The 15499-nt window shown below is 62.7% G+C and carries 16 protein-coding genes and 1 pseudogene; 6 read left to right on the top strand and 11 right to left on the bottom strand.

Annotated features, from left to right (window positions below; all coding sequences use genetic code 11):
* Nucleotides 1-7: 7 nt before the first annotated feature.
* From OP498_RS07540 to OP498_RS07530, 3 genes are all read right to left on the bottom strand, one after another.
* Nucleotides 8-991 carry an OmpA family protein gene (locus OP498_RS07540; RefSeq protein ID WP_280553117.1) on the bottom strand — a complete coding sequence of 328 codons (984 nt, stop codon included), beginning with the start codon at nucleotides 989-991 and terminating at the stop codon, nucleotides 8-10.
* The gene (locus OP498_RS07535; RefSeq protein ID WP_280553116.1) at nucleotides 954-1331 is read right to left on the bottom strand and encodes a hypothetical protein; all 378 of its coding nucleotides are present in this window, start codon (nucleotides 1329-1331) and stop codon (nucleotides 954-956) included. Before OP498_RS07535 ends, OP498_RS07540 begins: the two co-directional genes overlap by 38 nt.
* Nucleotides 1332-1489: 158 nt before the next feature.
* Complete coding sequence (locus OP498_RS07530) at nucleotides 1490-2101, bottom strand: lysozyme-like domain containing protein (protein ID WP_280553135.1); 612 nt, start codon at nucleotides 2099-2101, stop codon at nucleotides 1490-1492.
* Nucleotides 2102-2277: 176 nt separating this feature from the next.
* Between OP498_RS07530 and OP498_RS07525 the strand changes: the two genes are divergently transcribed.
* From OP498_RS07525 to OP498_RS07510, 4 genes are all read left to right on the top strand, one after another.
* Entirely contained in the window at nucleotides 2278-2484 is a 207-nt protein-coding gene (locus OP498_RS07525) for a hypothetical protein (protein ID WP_280553114.1), read from the top strand.
* A 166-nt stretch (nucleotides 2485-2650) separates the two neighbouring features.
* Nucleotides 2651-3064 carry a type II toxin-antitoxin system HicB family antitoxin gene (locus OP498_RS07520; protein ID WP_280553113.1) on the top strand — a complete coding sequence of 138 codons (414 nt, stop codon included), beginning with the start codon at nucleotides 2651-2653 and terminating at the stop codon, nucleotides 3062-3064.
* A 265-nt stretch (nucleotides 3065-3329) separates the two neighbouring features.
* Nucleotides 3330-3611 carry a type II toxin-antitoxin system RelE/ParE family toxin gene (locus tag OP498_RS07515; RefSeq protein WP_280548994.1) on the top strand — a complete coding sequence of 94 codons (282 nt, stop codon included), beginning with the start codon at nucleotides 3330-3332 and terminating at the stop codon, nucleotides 3609-3611.
* A gap of 10 nt (nucleotides 3612-3621) precedes the next feature.
* Nucleotides 3622-3909, top strand: coding sequence for a HigA family addiction module antitoxin (locus OP498_RS07510; RefSeq protein ID WP_280548996.1), 288 nt, complete (start codon nucleotides 3622-3624; stop codon nucleotides 3907-3909).
* A gap of 155 nt (nucleotides 3910-4064) precedes the next feature.
* Here OP498_RS07510 and OP498_RS07505 read toward each other — a convergent pair whose 3' ends face one another.
* The gene (locus OP498_RS07505; protein WP_280548998.1) at nucleotides 4065-4556 is read right to left on the bottom strand and encodes a hypothetical protein; all 492 of its coding nucleotides are present in this window, start codon (nucleotides 4554-4556) and stop codon (nucleotides 4065-4067) included.
* Complete coding sequence (locus OP498_RS07500) at nucleotides 4546-5622, bottom strand: XRE family transcriptional regulator (RefSeq protein ID WP_280553112.1); 1077 nt, start codon at nucleotides 5620-5622, stop codon at nucleotides 4546-4548. Before OP498_RS07500 ends, OP498_RS07505 begins: the two co-directional genes overlap by 11 nt.
* Before the next feature lie 147 nt (nucleotides 5623-5769).
* Here OP498_RS07500 and OP498_RS07495 point away from each other — a divergent pair, with 147 nt between their 5' ends.
* A complete protein-coding gene (locus OP498_RS07495) occupies nucleotides 5770-6006 on the top strand; it encodes a hypothetical protein (protein ID WP_280553111.1) in 237 nt (78 codons plus the stop codon).
* A gap of 27 nt (nucleotides 6007-6033) precedes the next feature.
* Here OP498_RS07495 and OP498_RS07490 read toward each other — a convergent pair whose 3' ends face one another.
* The 4 genes from OP498_RS07490 to fliD form a co-directional block, all read right to left on the bottom strand.
* Nucleotides 6034-6411, bottom strand: coding sequence for a hypothetical protein (locus OP498_RS07490; protein WP_280549001.1), 378 nt, complete (start codon nucleotides 6409-6411; stop codon nucleotides 6034-6036).
* 46 nt (nucleotides 6412-6457) lie between these two features.
* Nucleotides 6458-9976, bottom strand: coding sequence for a tetratricopeptide repeat protein (locus tag OP498_RS07485; protein ID WP_280553110.1), 3519 nt, complete (start codon nucleotides 9974-9976; stop codon nucleotides 6458-6460).
* A gap of 113 nt (nucleotides 9977-10089) precedes the next feature.
* Nucleotides 10090-11289, bottom strand: a complete 1200-nt coding sequence (locus tag OP498_RS07480; protein ID WP_280553109.1) for a FliC/FljB family flagellin — start codon at nucleotides 11287-11289, stop codon at nucleotides 10090-10092.
* Nucleotides 11290-11572: 283 nt separating this feature from the next.
* The gene (gene fliD / locus OP498_RS07475; RefSeq protein WP_280553108.1) at nucleotides 11573-12937 is read right to left on the bottom strand and encodes a flagellar filament capping protein FliD; all 1365 of its coding nucleotides are present in this window, start codon (nucleotides 12935-12937) and stop codon (nucleotides 11573-11575) included.
* Nucleotides 12938-13039: 102 nt separating this feature from the next.
* On the opposite strand from fliD, the pseudogene OP498_RS07470 reads away from it, so the two are divergent.
* Nucleotides 13040-13177 (top strand): annotated as a pseudogene (locus tag OP498_RS07470) (methyl-accepting chemotaxis protein); the annotation flags it as partial.
* Between the two features lie 109 nt (nucleotides 13178-13286).
* Here the strand turns inward: OP498_RS07470 and OP498_RS07465 are convergent.
* Together OP498_RS07465 and OP498_RS07460 are read right to left on the bottom strand one after the other, a co-directional pair.
* Nucleotides 13287-13553, bottom strand: coding sequence for a hypothetical protein (locus OP498_RS07465; RefSeq protein WP_280553136.1), 267 nt, complete (start codon nucleotides 13551-13553; stop codon nucleotides 13287-13289).
* 168 nt (nucleotides 13554-13721) lie between these two features.
* Nucleotides 13722-15491: a bifunctional diguanylate cyclase/phosphodiesterase gene (locus OP498_RS07460; protein ID WP_348533477.1), complete on the bottom strand. Its 1770-nt coding sequence runs from the start codon at nucleotides 15489-15491 to the stop codon at nucleotides 13722-13724.
* Nucleotides 15492-15499 lie beyond the last annotated feature (8 nt).

Genomic DNA, 15499 nt, shown 5'->3' with positions numbered 1-15499 from the left:
CCGTGACTCACCGCGCCTGGATCACCACTTCCACGCGGCGGTTGCGGGCACGTCCTTCGGCGGTATCGTTGCTTGCCAGGGGGCGCGTATCGGCCAGGCCCACGGCGCGCAGCCTCGCCGGGGAGACGCCGGCCTCCACCAGCGCCTCGACGATGGCGATGGCCCGGGCGCTGGACAGCGACCAGTTGGAGGGGAAACGGTCGGTATTGATCGATCGACTGTCGGAATGCCCCTCCACCGCCACCTCGCCAGGGTGACGCTGAACCATCTCGTGCAGCCTCTCGGTGACCAGGGCGCGCCCCGCCTCGGTCAGCTCGGCCTCGGCGGTCGGGAAAAGCAGGCGATCCTCGACCCGTAACCGGACGCCTTCGGGAATCCGCGAGACCTCCATGCCCGCCAGATCCGCCAGGTATTGGGCGTCTTCGAGCGACGCCGTCACGAAGCGTGCCCCATCGATGGCGGCGTTATCGACCTTCTCGACACCCAAGGGAGGACTGTCGGTTAACACCACCAGATAGTCGGCCAGCGGGCGCGAGGGGTCGACCTCGGTGGGCATCAGCCACTGCGGCCCATCAGATAACGCCTCGCCTCGCGCCACAGCCGAGTCCGCACGGGCCAGCAACCTCGGGGGTTGCGCAGGACGAGACGCTGGCAAGCCGGCCACCCCCAACGCGGCCGAGATGGCACGGGCCGATACGCTCCCGCGCTCGACAGGCATGTTTTCTCGGCCCGCCACGACCCGCTGCAAGGGTTCGGGTAGCGGCACGCCGTGATTCACCGCCGCCAACGGCCCGGCATGCGGCTCTACAGCTGCATCCTCCGTCCCGGAGCCAGTGCCAATCTCGCCTAACGTGATGATCAGTACCAGCAGTGCCACCAGCAGGGTCATGACGTCGATATAGCTGACCATCCAGCCGCTGGCGTCCTCGTCCGGCGGCAGGGGTCGCATCAGGTTATCGTGGCGGCCCTGCCCACGGTGCTCCTCGATCATGCAGCCCTCTCCGGCACTCATCAGGCACGTTCAGAAAGCCGCCAACCTTAGGCGCAAGTGACGCCCGGCACAACCGTTCCTGAGCCCAACGGCCAGAGGCTCCGAACAACCTGGCCAGGCCGCCGCGACGCAACCCCCCCAGCGATTCACCGGCATTGGCGCCGCGCTGAAGGGTGATGCCGTCCGGCAGCCAGCCGAAGCCGCGTGACAGGAAGAGAGGTTCATAGCCGGGCCAGGGGTGAAGGCCGAACGTCAGGTCGTCGCGCAGCGAGCAGCCGGACAGCCCGAGCGGCAGGCTGGCCATCCCGGCCAGCAAGGCAAGGCACTCCCGACGCTGCATGCTTTCCTCCTTCAGCCCATTGATCCTGCGGTGGTCAGCGCCCTGACGCCCACACGCCGATCCGGCGTCATTGCCTTAAAGCCTGATATGGTATCGCACCTCGCCATGGGATGGGCGACGCTCAAGGCGTTCAGCCGCGATACATCATCCAAGCGGCGTCATCGGCAGAAGGGCCAGATCTCGAGCAGCCCGTCGCAGCGAAACTCCGCCTCGCAGGAGGCCAGCTGCCCCTGGTAGCGCGAGGCGGTCGCGGCCACCTGGCGGGCGGCGCGCCGAACCGCCGGCTTGCCGCGCCAAGAGCCTCGTCGATAGCCGCCCTGCCCCTCGTGATAGGCCAGGTAGAGATGCTCGGGGTTGTGCAGCGAGACGCCGGTCATGCGCCGGGTGCGGTCGTTGTACCAGCCGATGAAGTCGGTCGCGTACTTCATGTGGGTGCGCCGCGCGAAGAGCCGGCCGGCATCGGCCTCGTACTCGCCCCACACCGGGTCCTGGGCCTGGGCATAGCCGTAGGCCGAGGAGGGACGCCTCCAGGGAATGAAGCCCAGCAGCCTGGTCCGTGGCGGTTTCACATGGCTGCGAAAGCTCGATTCCCGCTCGATGAAGGCCATCTGGGTGGCGATGGGCGTGCCCCACTTCTCCTCGGAGGCCCGAGCGTAGTCGTACCAGTCGGGCTGCTCGCGGAAGATCTCGCAGATATTCGACTGGTTCGCTGGCGGCGCCGGGGCCAGCATGGCGCAGCCGGAGACCACCAGCGGCAGTATGACCGCCATCAGCGCACGCTGGAGTGCCCCGCGGCGCCGCGCCCCGGTCTCGAGTGTCGGTCTCTCACACATCATGACGAAGGATTCCTGGTAGCGGGCGGTGTTCTGTTGATCGGCGGAAAGGGGCGATTCTGAAGCCACGCAAGGGTTTCATTAAAGTTCGGAGCGTCCCGGTCGACAGCAAGATGCCGGTTGGGTGCCTGCCCGACACCCGTTGCGAGGATGCTCGCCACCTGGCGGAGCGCCTGCGCGCGGCAGTGGCCCAGCGCTGCGGCTGCACCCTCGGCCTGGGCATCGCCGACCTCACGCCACACGACGACTTCGCCTCGCTGGTGGAGCGCGCCGACCGTGCCATGCTGAGAACCAAGCGGGCCCGCGACGTCTCGCGCTGAAGCGTTGTCACATGGCGGAGTTATTGGAGTTGTAGTTTTTGACCAACTACGGCCTCAGGGTTACTATAACCCCAAAATAAACAGAGCCCGAGGTGAAACAGGGAATCAGAAAGCAGGCTGGCCTCAGGTGAGGCCGACCACTCCGGCTCACCACAGGAGAAACGACATGCATTACCCCATTGCCATTGAAGTCGGCGACGATCAGCACGCCTATGGCGTGGCAGTGCCTGACCTCCCGGGTTGCTTCTCTGCCGGTGACACCTTCGACGAGGCGATCATCAATGCCCGCGAGGCCGTCGAGGGGCATCTCGAAAGCCTGGCCGAGCATGGGGATCCTATTCCGACGGCCAGCGCCATCGAACAACACCTGGCGAATCCCGACTATGCCGGCTGGGTATGGGCCGCCGTCGAGATCGACATGACGCCCTATCTAGGGAAAAGCCACAAGGTCAACGTCACCCTGCCCGACCTGCTGATCAAGCGCATCGATACCGCTGTCGAGCGCCACGCTGAATTCAAGAGCCGCTCGGGATTTCTCGCCCGCGCCGCCCTGCACGAACTCGAACGCCACGCCCAATGACGTTAGCGCCCCGGGATGTACGGGGCACATCATTTATCAATGGCGACAACGCCCTACGGCGTGCCAAGCGGGCCAGGGGCGCCTTGCGCTGAGCTGCCACTCTATGTCAGATCACCAAGCTCAACGCCCAGAGCCCCGGCGATTCGCTTCAGCACACCCAGCGAGCCGCTCTTCTTGCCCGACTCTACCGCAACCGCATAATATGCCGCATTGCGTTATATGCCGCCATGCGTTATGTTGAGATCAGGGCATCGCAGGGCGCGACATGATCAAGAGCTTCAAGGACAAGCAGACCGCCACCATCGCTAGCGGCAGGATGTCACGCAAGCTGCCACAAGACATGCAGCGCAATGCCTTGAAGGGGCTGCGCCAGCTGGAAGCTGCCGACAACCTTGACGATCTGCGCATTCCACCCGGCAATCGATTGGAAGCGCTGCACGGCGATCGTGAAGGCCAGTACAGCGTCCGCATCAACGCTCAATGGCGGCTGTGCTTCCGCTTCAAAGACGGCAATGCCCATGATGTTGAAATCGTCGACTACCACTGAGGAGGCGACCATGACGGAAAGACTGCCCAACATCCACCCGGGCGAGATCCTCCTCGAGGACTTCATCGAGCCCATGGGGCTGACCAAAAACGCCTTGGCCACAGCCATCGGCGTACCGGCCACCCGCATCGGCCAGATCACCCGCGGTGAGCGCGCCATCACCGCCGACACCGATCTTCGCCTGTCCCGTTATTTCGGTACCAGCGAAGGCTACTGGCTGCGGCTGCAGAATGCCTACGACCTGGAGCAGGCCAAGCGCAAAGGACGTTTCAACGGCATCCGCCCGCACGCCGCCTAGCCTCACCTGCCCCCTGGTAGTGGGCAAGGTACGCCTCGGGGGAAAGGCTGATGACGACGTCGATGGAGGGCAAGGCAGCAATCCTGGGGGCTACCGGCAGCGGCCCGGCAAGGGCTCTACCTGCGTCACTCTGTGCATGGTCTTTACTCCAGGGGTCAACACCGCCACGCTTTTATCCGGCGCTGACATTCACCTGCCGGTAAACGAGCGCCATTTTCCAACATCGTTTCCAGTGAGTCGGCAAGCGCCCCACCGGATACCAGTTTAGTGTCATACAATTGATCGAGTATCCAGAGGACACCACGCACATCGAGCTGCCCTTGATGACCGGAACGTCGAAGAGAACCGTCTCCTGTCAACAGAGTCCAGTTTCGCTCTTTGGCGAGAAAATAGCAGGACACATCAGCGAGGGAGGAGTTGCCCAGTGAACTCCTCAGCTCATACAACGAGAGCACCTCGACTCCTGACAGCGCCTCGATGCCTAGCCCCAACCCAACAAGTTCCTGCCCATCCGGACGCTGGAGTTCCCGCAACACGAAATCTGTCGTAACAAACCGATGGTCGAGCTGGAAGACCATATACAGCAAACCGCCACGATACAAATCGATCCAGATATTGGTATCTGAGACGACGACCTTACCGGCCATCAACGCCCTCACCGTCACGGCTGTTTCGCATGATCACCTCGATCTCGGATAACGAGGTGTCCAGCAACTCGGCGGCACGGGAAGGTGTAATGAGCTCTTCTGCCAAAGCCCGATATACGAGCTGCCTCAGTCGACAGGAAGATTCCGACGACAACGGCCCTGGCTCATTTCGGCGAAAGCCCTTTATCGACCACCGTTTTGCGGTTTGCCGGTAAAAACTGGGGCCTACAATACCCAGGTCATAAAGGCGACGCAGGATCGCCTGAATCGAGATCCCCCACTCCTGCTTCGCGAGCAAGAACTCCTCCAACAGCACATGCTTTCGATTCTGGCCAAATACTTCTTTCACCTGCTTGGCTGGAAAGAGGAAGGCACCAGCGAAGCGGTGGCACCAGTTCTCCTCATCACGAGTACCATGCACTTCATTCGGGATCTCCAGCACCAGATGACCAAGCTCATGGGCAAGGTTAAAACGCTGTCGCTCACCGGGTCGCTCAAGATTGCTCACAATGACAGCGTCACCCCCGCCATTCACCAAAGCACAAAGACCATCGAACTTTTCATGGGCTGCCAACCCAACCACTTTGATGCCGCGTTCTTCCAGAGCCTCGGTGAGGTTGCTGATAGGGTTCAATCCCAACTCCCACTCTTCACGCAGCTGTTCTGCCGCAGGCTCTATGTCTTCAATGTCGTTGACTTGATAACTCTTGCGACAATAGGCGAAATCATGAATCGGTGCTTCACTCGCAAAAAGCTGCTCTGCCACCAGGTAGCGCTCCAAGTGCTCACGTACCTGTTCCTTTACCGCGTCTTGCTGTTTTTTTCCGAAGGCCGAGTGTTTGCGAAAGTCCACCTCGCCCAGCTCCACGCTATCGCGGCGGAAAAAGAACTCGGCACTGATACCCATGGCATCTGACAGCTGCAGAAGACGAGTCGAGTTGGGCACATCCTTGCCCTGCTCGAACTTGGACAAAGCCTGCTTGGTGATGTCGCCCATGGCGTCGGCAAGTTGCTGCAGGGACATCCCCTTGAGGGTACGCGCACGGCGGATACGTTCATGCAGCATGGTTCATCTCCTTCCCGGGTCTTACATGCTTAGGTTGACATTTTTGGATCAAGTTGTCTAAACGTCAACCCATCCACACACCCGCCACCTTCATGAGCAGCCCGATTCACTCACGGACCACATTCCCCCACTGTCAGGATGAGTGTCGTGCCCTCCCCCAAGGACCACCAGGTCGCGGCTCAGGCGCGTCAGCGGCTGCTGACGGTCCAGCTCGAGCTCGCCCAGCAGCAAAGCGCAGAGCGCCAATCGGCCCCGCAGGCTGGAGGAAGGGACGGCAGCGACTCACCCGCGACACAACGCGATCGGCGAGTCGAGCACTACACGGCGATCGAGGCAACCAGCCGCGACGGCGACACCGAAGCGTTGCTGCGCGCCGTAGCGTAAAACCCGATCAAGCGTTCCGCACTACCCCTACTCTTGCCAGACCGAACGCCCCTGCTGCAGCGCCTGAACTTTCTCGTGGAAGTCCCTCGCCTTCTCGATGGCTGCAGCCTCATTGGCGTCGAGGGAGAGCACCGCATCTTCGCCCTCCCCTTCCTGCCGTTCCGCGTCCCGCACCGCCTGGGCGTGCCGCTTGAGCAGGCTCTCCACGTTCAGCCGGATGGTGAACAGCTCCAGCTCCAGGGCGTCCTTCTGCTCACGGCGCCGGGCTCGCTCTCGGGGATCCTCAGCCGCCTCGATGATGGCATGCAGAGTATTGCCGAGCAGCCGCTCGGAAGCCTTGAGCTTGGGCAGGATTTCGTGGAGCAGCTCGCGCAGGGTTGTGAGAGATGGAGCGATTGCGCTCATACCCGGTCCCTATTCGTGAATTCAGGCTTCAAGCGATGTCATTGCATCAGGCTGGCTGACGGGAGAACACCTTCCATACTTGGTCTAGGCGTTGCTTGTCGATGTCTTCCTTCAGCCGAAAAAGCCCAGCTGTCTCCACACTTTCCAGGGGCTCCAGGAACTCCAGCACAGCATGGTAGGGAGGCCTGTCCCAGAAATCGTGGATGAATATCCTCGCTTCCGTAGGATCGGGGTGATGTTTCAACAGATGCTTCACTGCGGAAAGCGCACAGGCAACCCGGAAGCGACCATCCACGAGAATCAAGTCAAAGGCCATATCGTGGGAATGGATCGCACGGCTGTAGTCGGGGAATCGCTCGCTGTGATCGAGCGAGACTGGATAGCCCCACTCCCGGGTCGGCCCGATATCCACAACCTTGACCTGGCAACCATCCCCCAGCTTGGCTTTCAACGCATTGACCCAGTTGGCATCACTCTCCACCCCGTACGCTGTCAGCCCCTGCTCTACCGCCCAGACAGTCGAGCCACCAGAGCCAAACTCGAAATAATGCTTTGCTCGAAAGAGCGACTTTCTGAAAAGGTCGCGCTCCGCTGACGACATGAAGGGTGCCTGGGGAACTGTAAAGCCTGACTCTTCATGTGCATCACCTGATGATTCTTTATTCTCTTCTTCAGCTCCTGCTTCTGCTTCTTCCCCTGCTTCTTCTTCAGCAAGTGGCTGCACCAATCCCTCAGCCACAAGGTATTGCTGTGCCTTGCCCTCATCTACTGAAGACAAGAGCAGGTGAGCCATGTCCTTGATACCGAAGATGGCATGCAGCAGAAAGGCCAGCTTGACACGCCCCTTCTTTCCAATATCGGCGATCCGCGCATGACTAGGGATAAATATTGCATCGGCACCCATCAAGTCGGATGCCTGACGCTGACTGAAAAGCACACTTTCCGGCAAGTGGCTTTTATGGGCCATGTCATTGAAACGGTAGAAGCGAAAACCATGGCGGGCCATCCAGTGACTCACCTCGGCAAAGTTGGGCTGACGTTCGTGAGTCGGCTGGAAGGCGATGCGTACCTGAATCAGCAAGGTGTCCTTCAGTGCCTCTTCACCGTTCTCGAGGATGGCGACGGCATCGCTCAGGTCGTCCAGGATCAGCCAGTCGAGGCTTTCCAGGCCCTCGATGCTGTCGAGCGCGATGGTATTGATGGGCAGTTCGGTCAGCACCCGGCTGCCCTGGCGTTGCGAGTCATCCAGCTGCTCCACCGGCAAGGGGCGCAGCGTGCTGCTCATGGCCGGGTCCAGGCAGGCGTGCAGCGTCACCGGCCGGCCATCCCCCAACACGGCGTGGGGAAAGAGCTGAACATCGTCGCTTCCCTCAAACCGGCTTGCCTCCGCTACCCGACTGGCTGGATCGAAGGCCACCACCCCGAAGGCATCGAGTCCTCTCAATCGTTCGAAATCCTGTTCACGAACCAGCTTGGCGCTGTTATCGATGACCACGATCTTGCCCGGCAGCTGCCAATGGAACGCCTCTCCGCTTTTCGCGTTCGCGGCGGGAGACGCCGTGGCGGTTTCCGGAATGTCGATGGCGACGGGTTGCGCCTCCCCCTCGAACCAGGCTTCGCCTTCCTTGTTGAAGGTGAGCGCGGCGGGCGGCTTTTCTTCACAGCGGCGTTGCCAGATGGCGCGCAGGGCCTTGAGCAGGTGACGGGCAAAGCGAGGCGCATCGCAGACGGGGGAGTCCAGCAGCTGCTGGCGCAGCCCCTGGCGGATCAGCGCCAGGCTATCCAGGTCGCCGGCGAGCTCGACCACCCGCTGGCGATACTCGTCCCAGCTATCCGCCACCAGCTCCGGCAGACCCGCATTGATCAGATGCGTCGCGCTGTGACGACCGGCGAAGGATGGCCCCGGAAGGGTGACGACCGGCACCCCCATCAAAAGCGACTCGCAGGTGGTCAACCCGCCGGAGTAGGGCCAGGAGTCGAGGGCAATGTCCACTCGCTGATAGGCCCGCATCAGCTCGGCATGGGACGAAGGCCCCTCCAGCAATATCCGCTCTCGCTCGATGCCCGCCTTCTCCAGGGTCCGGTGAATGCTCTCCCGGTAGGCTTCGTTGGTGAACTGCCCCCCCTTGAGGAACAAGCGGGACTTCGGCAATTGGTGCAGTAGACTGGCCCACTCCCGCAGCAGCGGCTCGTTGAGCTTGGCCGGGTTATTGAAGCAGCCCAGTGTGATATAGCCATTGCCCAATGCCGGCAGCGGCCCCGGTGCAGACGGGGCATCGCGGGTCGGCATGTAACAGATGTAGTCGTCGGGCAGACGAATCAGCTTCTCGAAGTAGAGCCCGTCGACGCCGGGTGGTGTCTCGATGCTGTCGCTGATCAGGTAGTCGAAGGCGTCGAGCCCGACGGTGTTGAACAGCCCCCCTACCCACTTGACGATCAGCGGGGCCGGTTCCTGGGCCATGGCCATCAATCGATTGCCAGAGGTGTGGCCGGTCATGTCGATGAGGATGTCGATCTCGTCCTCGCGGATCTGCTCCGCCAGCTGGCCATGCGAAAGGTGGCCGACATCGCGCCAGTCCGCCACGGTGTTCTGGATGCGCCTGGCGAGCACATCATTGGCAAGCTTGTCGGAGTAGGCGACGAACTCAAGGTGCTCACTGCCGATGCGCTCCAGTGCCACGGTGATCATCTGCCCCACGGGGTGAACACGAAGCCCGCTGGATACCAGTCCCACGCGCAGGGAGCGGTCCGCTTCGCGCGGGGTGATGGGGCGCGCCGGGCGCCGTGCCGGGCTGTAGCGTTGCCGCCAATCCTCGGCCATCTCGAAAAAGGCGGCAGCATCATGCCGGGGATTGTAGTGAGCCGTGAAGTAGTAGTTTGAATAAGGGAGCGGATTTCCCCGTGCCATTTCGACGGCCTCCCAGTAATGGTGCTCGGCCTCGTCGAATCGCCCCATGGTGCTGTAGAGGTTGGCCAGGTTGCTTTGTACGCCAGGGTTTCGGGGGTGGGCCTGCGCCAGGGGTTCGAGGATGTCCAGGGCGGCATCGTAGTTGCGCTGCTCGACCAGTGCCGTGGCCTTGCGCATTCTTGGTAAGAAATTGGTCGGTGTAGCCTCGATGGACTTGTCGAGATGCTCTATGGCCTCGCGACGATCATCCTGCTGGCTGTAGACATGGGCGATGTTGAGGTTCGCCTGGTGGTTGTCGGGCTCGAACTCAAGAGCGCGCTGAAGGTAGTGCTTGGCATCCTCGTAGCGCCCCAGCGTCTGCAGGGCCTTGCCCAGGTTGGCCAGGGCCTCGACATCCTCGGGCTTGATCTCCAGGGCACGTTCGAGGGCCGGCAGGGCCTGTGCGGCGTCGCCGCTTTCCAGCAGGCAGGTCCCCAGGGCCTTCCAGCTGAAGGCCACACCGGGAAAATCGCGGGTCAGCGTATCGGCCGCCAGCCGGGCCGAGGCGAAGTCACGGCGCTGATAGGACGCGAGGAATGCCTCGGCCTGGGAATCCAGCTTGCGCCGCAGCGCCGAAGGGGACGACTGGCGGCGAGAGAGACGATTCTTGCGTGCCATGGTACAGCTTTCTCCGGAAGGTGGGGGCGATCTGGCCGACAGGATGACCCGATAAAAAACGGGGTGGCCAAGGCCACCCCGTATGGTGCAACACTCGCTGTGGCGATGCCAGATCAGCCCAGCAGCGAGAGCACGTTCTGCGGCGTCTGGTTGGCCTGGGCGAGAACCGAGGTGCCGGCCTGCTGCAGGATCTGCGCGCGGGTCATGTTGGCCACCTCGGAAGCATAATCAGCGTCCTCGATGCGGGACCGCGCCGCCGAGAGGTTGGTCTCGTTGGTCTGCAGGTTGGTGATCGCCGACTCGAAGCGGTTCTGGATGGCACCCAGGTCGGAGCGCAGGCTGTCCACCTGGTTCAGCGACGAATCCATGGCCGCCAGCGAGCCGGTGGTGCGCTCGTAGGAGAGCTCGGAGATGTTCGCATTAGCACCGGTCGCGTCGAAGGTCAGCGTGCCGTTTGTCGCAGTGACAGACGCCTCGTCCGCCTGCAGCGACATGTAGGTCACATTGGTCTGGGAAGTGGTGTCGACGCGAATGCCTTCTGCGGCCAGGCTTTTGACCTCACTGTCGGTGAGTGCGGTGCCGTCGAGGGTGACCTTGGCGTAGTAGCCACCATCGTCAGCGGTGAACAGGGTGGTGGAGCCACTGGCTGCTGTCGCGCTGGCGAAGCCGAAATCCGTGCCAGTCATGGCAGCGACGGTATCGATTACGGCAACAGTAGTGCCGACGCTGGCGGAGACAAAGTCATTTGCGGCGGTAACATTGGTCGCTGCGGCCGCATTGGCCGGACCGTCGACGTTAAAGGTATCCAGGCTCAGGGAGTTCGAGTTGATCTCCTCGAGGGAGACATCGATGGTCTCGCCATCGTTGGCACCGACCTGGATGGAGAGGGAGGCGTCGTTGGCGAGCACCTTGACGCCGTTGAAGTCTGTCTCTTCGGAGATGCGGTTGATCTCGTTGAGGCGCTGGTTGATCTCACCCTGGATGGACTCCAGGTCGTCCTTGGAATTGGTCTCGTTCTGGGCCTGAACGGACAGCTCGCGGATGCGCTGCAGGTTGTCGTTGACCTGGTTGAGGGCGCCTTCGGCGGTCTGCGCGACGGAGATGCCGTCGTTGGCATTGCGCTGCGCCTGGGCCAGACCGGTAATCTGAGAGGTCATGCGGTTGGCGATGGCCTGACCGGCCGCATCATCCTTGGCACTGTTGATACGCAGGCCGGAAGACAGGCGCTCCATGGAGGTCGCGAGGTCGTTCTGCGACTTCATCAGGTTTTGCTGGCCGATCATGGAGGTGATGTTGGTATTGATCACGGACATGGTGTGATTCCTTCCCGTAAGTTGAGGGCTCCATTGGCGGGCCCGCTGCGATGGGTGTTCAAGGCCCAGCGGGCCTGCCACAACGGCGCCGTTGGCCGTTACTCTCTATAACGGCAGCCCGTGGGGAGACTTTAGGGAAAATCGCCATTTTTTTGCCGCCGGGGCGCGAAAGCCTTGACACGGCACTACGCCTGACGAGGCCTGGCGGAGCCCCCGCAAACGCCATCGCCCCGGCCGAATGGCCGGGACGCAAGTTTGCGCAGTACGGTGGGCGGGGAAAGGTTCAGTCGCGGCCGAGCTGGGCATTCAGGGAGTCGAACTGCTGCATCAGGTAGCTGCTGGTCTGGTTCATGCTGGCGATCATGCTGTCCAGTTGGCCAAACTGGGTACGATAGCGCTCGATGGTGCGCTCCACGCTCTGCTCCATGCGCGCATAGCGGCGGTCGAGACTTTCCACGCGGCTCGCGGAGCTGTCGATCGCACTGTCGATCCGCCCGCCATCGTCCAGGAAGCGCCCCAGGGTGGCCTCCATGCGGCCGGCCATGCCGCCCGCCTCATCGGCACCGGCAAAGAAGGCGGCCAGCTGCTGGGGGGCATCCGTGATTGTCTTGTCGAGCTTGGCATCGTCCAGCTCCAGTCGCCCCTTCTCGTTCAGCGAGACGCCAAGCTGCGACATGATCGTGAGCTCGCTCCCCGCCACGCTACTGGTCAGGTCGCGCACCAGGTCCGATTCGATATTGCGTACAGTACGGTCGCCTATCAGCTCACCGGAGGCGCTATCACCGCCGCCGTAGGCGGTCATGCGGCCGATGGTGGACTGCAGCTCATTGTAGGAGGAGACCAGCTTGCCGACGGCTTCCTTGAGAGCGCCGGTATCACGCGACACGTCCAGACTCAGAGTTTGACCAGTAGAGGAAGGATCCAGCTGCAGGGTCACGCCCTGGATGGCGCCCTCTACCGTATTGGTAGCGCTGGTGATGGTGATGCCATTGATATCCAGATCGGCGTTACGGCCCAGTTGAGCCGTGTTGGCATCCCCGCCCAGGGTGACGCCCCCCGCCAGGTTGGTGAAGGCCATATCCGTGATGCCAGCATCGGCACCGCTCTCGCGGGAACTGAGCACCAGGCGGTTACCGGTGCCGTCGTTGATGATAGAGGCATCCACCCCGGCCGCAGCATCGGCATTGATGGTGTCTCGGATCTGCTCGAGGGTCGCGCCCTCCGCCAGGGCGATGCTTTTCGTGCCGCCATCGCCGAAGGTCAGATCCAGCGTGGCGTTCGCTGCGGTCAGCTGATCGTTGAGATTCGTCACTCGGGTGCTGGCCAAGCTGCCGGCACGGGCCGTCTGGGTCACGGCGATCTCGTAGCTACCGGGGCTGGCGTCGGCACTGGCACTGGCGGTCATACCCTCCCCCTGCACCTTGGCGGCGAGCTTTTCATAGAGCGAAGTGTCGTTGAGCTTGGCCACTGCGTCCTGGAACTTGCTCAGACCGGACTGCAGCCGACCATAGGCGGAAATCTTCGCCTGCTCCTGGGTATTCTGGGTCGTCAACGGCGCCAGCTTTTCGCGTTCGGCAGAGCGCAGCTGGTCGAGCAGGCCGTTGAGATCCAGGCCGGAACCGATGCCGAGAGATGAAATGCTAGCCATGCGAAGCCCCTTTGAGCGACTGAAGCGATATCGTAAATCATATCGGCGGGGTTCCGGGGAACTTTAGGCCGAGTGGTGCCTGCTCAAGTCGAGGCGCGCGACGTGGTCCAGGAGTGTGTCGCCGAGCAGACCAACCTGCTGTCGCTCAACGCCACCATCGAGGCGGCCCACGTCGGCGAGCACGGCCGGGGCTTCGCGGTGGTGGCCGGCGAGGTGCGCCAGCTCGCCCACCGCCGAGCAGGGCGCGGCGTAGGGCTCACGCCGTCAGGCGGGCATCGGAAGAAGAGGGACCAGAGAGCTGTTTGCCAAGGAGGGCATGGCGGATCGAGGCGTGATCCGCCAGGAGGAGTCAACGTTTCATCATCTCTTCCAGGCTGTTGGCAAACAGGACGTCACGCATCCAGCCTTTCAACTGTTCATGGTCGGCCTGGGCGAGTCTCGCCTCTACCCACTCTGGCACCTCACCGAACTTGAAGGTGAGCTGGGTACGCACCATGTCTCGCGCCTCTTCCAGACGGCCCTCCTGACGGCCTTCCAGGCGTTCTTTCTTGACCAGATTCTCGAGATTCTCTGCCAACATATCTTTATCCTCCACCAGGCTTTCGAGCCGATTCAAGTTGACCTCGGCCCCCCAGCCGATGCAAATGGCGCTTGAGCCAGCGGGTGATGATCCGGTCGATGCGCTCCTTGTCAGGGCCGGCCTGGATGATCGCCACCACGCGGTCCACGGCACGTTGCAGGGACTCCCAGCTCTCCCCGGCGTTCTCGACACTGAACACGCCGCTCAGTGGCGTCTGGCGATGAACAGGCTGTTGCCCGCCTGGCGCTTGGCCTGGCCCTTGAGCTCCGCCAAAACGCTGGCGATGTCCATCGCGGTCGCCCCCGAGCCACGCGACACCGCGTGATAGGCCATCGACAGCGTCATCAGCGGCACCATCACTACCCGTCCGTGGCGATCTCGCCCCGGAAAGCCGCCGGTCTGTCGATGCGCCGTGGTGTAGAAGGTGGGGATGAAGCGTGCGAAGCGCTCGAGGATTGCCTCGCAGCAGGCCCGAGCCTCCGCAGGGTCCAGCACCAGCATGAAGTCGTCGCCGCCGACGTGGCCAACGAAGCCGTGATCCCCGCAGACCTCCTGGAGCATGCGCCCTAATGCCAGGATCACCTGGTCGCCCCGAGCATAGCCATAGACGTCGTTGTAGGCCTTGAAGCTGTCCAGGTCGGCGTAGACGGCAACAAAAGGCTCCCCGGCAGCCAGTCGCGCCGCCAGCGTGTCGTTGATCACTTCGTTGCCCGGCAGCCCGGTCAATGGATTGGCCTGCCGGGCACTACGTACCTGAAGGGCGGTAATCTCGCGTAGCAGGTCGATGGCCTGACCCAGTCCGCGATAGCGCCCGTCAGCATCGACAATCACGAAGTCGTCCTGGCGCCCCTGGCTCGAGCCGGTGATCTGGCGGCTGAGCGTCTCCAGCGGCATGGACTCTTCGGCGATCAGCATGCGACGGTCCATCAGCGCATCAATGGAACGCCGGGCATGCAGAGAGTGGCTGAAGGGGTTGGTGAACTCGGACAGGAACTCGTGCTGGCGAACCACGCCCACGGGGCGCTGGTCGTCGTCCAGCACGGCCAGGCAGCGCAGGCCGGGGTCCTCGCGAAAACGCGTCACCACCTCGGGGACCGGCGTGCCCTGCGCCACGGGGGGCAGGTGGCGACATAGCATGGCGGCGCTGGTGCCGAAGTTGCCCGAGACGGCCCTGGGCGTCGACGGGGGCTGCTCGAGCCGGCGAAGGGGTTCCCGGGCCGGCCGCGCGAAATAGTAGCCCTGCATCAGAGTACAGTTCATGCCCCACAGGCAGCGTTGCTCGCCGGCGGTCTCGATGCCCTCGGCAATGACCTGACACCCCAGGCTGCGCGACACCTCGAGCAGCGAACCGAGAAACTGGCTCTTGCCGGGGTCACGGTCAATCTCCTCGACAAAGTGGCGATCGATCTTGACGAAATCGGGACGCAGCTCGGCCCAGTGGCGCAGGCTGGAATAACCGGCCCCCAGGTCATCCAGCGCCACCTGGAAGCCCATGCGCCGGTAGTGGTCCACGGCCTGGCGCATCAGGGCGTAGTCGTGGATCGGCAGATGCTCCGTCAACTCGATCACCACTCGCTCGGGCGACAGCCCTACCCCATCCAGATAGGCGCGCGTCAGTCCCTCGCGAAAGTCGTCCTCGAGCAGCGAGGTCGGCATGACGTTGAGGAAGAGCCGCCCCGGGAGTTCGAGCCGCGCGAAGGCCTCGATGGCCGCGCGGCGACACAGCAGGTCCAGCTCCACCAGCCGACCGGTCAACCGAGCCGTGTCGAACAGCGTCAGCGGCGAGTGCAGCGCCGAGTCCGACGGCCCCCGGGACAGGGCCTCGTAACCGAAGACGCCCTGGCAGCTGGCATCGACGATGGGTTGGAAGAGTGGCGTGATGCGGCCCTGCTTGAGGATGTGGTCAAGCTCCTGGGCCTCGTGATCGATCATGGCATCGGGCACGTTGTTCGCCTGGGTAGTGGCATCGTGCATCGCGTTCT

The organism is Halomonas sp. 25-S5 (assembly GCF_029889845.1).
Taxonomy (GTDB): domain Bacteria; phylum Pseudomonadota; class Gammaproteobacteria; order Pseudomonadales; family Halomonadaceae; genus Halomonas.
This window is presented reverse-complemented; position numbering and strand designations above follow the sequence as displayed.